Origin of the sequence: Burkholderia sp. Bp9090 (assembly GCF_003857985.1) — a bacterium.
Lineage (GTDB): Bacteria > Pseudomonadota > Gammaproteobacteria > Burkholderiales > Burkholderiaceae > Burkholderia.
Genome location: NZ_QTPV01000111.1, coordinates 1 through 761 on the forward strand (window position 1 = coordinate 1; position 761 = coordinate 761).

Consider the following 761-nt stretch of genomic DNA (forward strand, 5'->3'; position numbering starts at 1 on the left):
CTGATCGAGTCGATCCGCCGCATGCAGGCCGACGTGCCGATTACCGTCGTGTGTCACAGCCAGGGCAACATCGTCGGTCTCACGGCAGCGTTCTTCGGCGACGCATTTCCCGATGTCGAAGATCCGTGGGGGCGCACGGGCCACTGCGTGGCGGACGCCTACGTGCTGGCGAACGCGCCGTACAGTCTCGCCAATGCCGACGGTCCGAACAAGTCCGACACATTCATGGATACATGGTCGCAGCGCGCGACGAAAAACTCCAGCGGCCAGCGCGGACGACAGACCTATACGGCACGCACGAAAACGTTCGGCAAGTTTCTATCGATCATCGGTGCTCGCAAAGCCTGTGAACAGCCCGCAGACAAGATCGATGAAGACATGGCGAACGAACGCGTATCGCCGACGAGTAATCGATCTTATGCGGCGCAACAGGACCGCGATCGGCATGGCCTGAATCAATCGACATACGGCCGCGTCACTGCGTATTGCTGTCCGCACGATCAGGTGATTTCGGCGGTGACGGTTCAAGGCATCGGCTGGCGCGGTATCGGCAAGCACGAACTCGACGATATCGGTGCCGCTGGCATCCTGACTCAGCGTGTATTCGCATCCGGCTTTCCGGTCGGCGTTCAGAAACCCTACCGGTACTGGGAAGACGATTGGCGATATGACAAGAAGGGAACGAAGCCGGGATTCTGGTATCCGCCGTCACCGCCGGCCAAATTCAATCTGATCGGTGCGCTCAAAGGAAACGAAAGCGT

Annotated in this window: 1 pseudogene; it reads left to right on the top strand. The window is 59.4% G+C overall.

The annotated features are described in order from the left end of the window. A pseudogene (locus tag DIE16_RS36305) lies at positions 1-761 on the top strand (hypothetical protein); the annotation flags it as partial.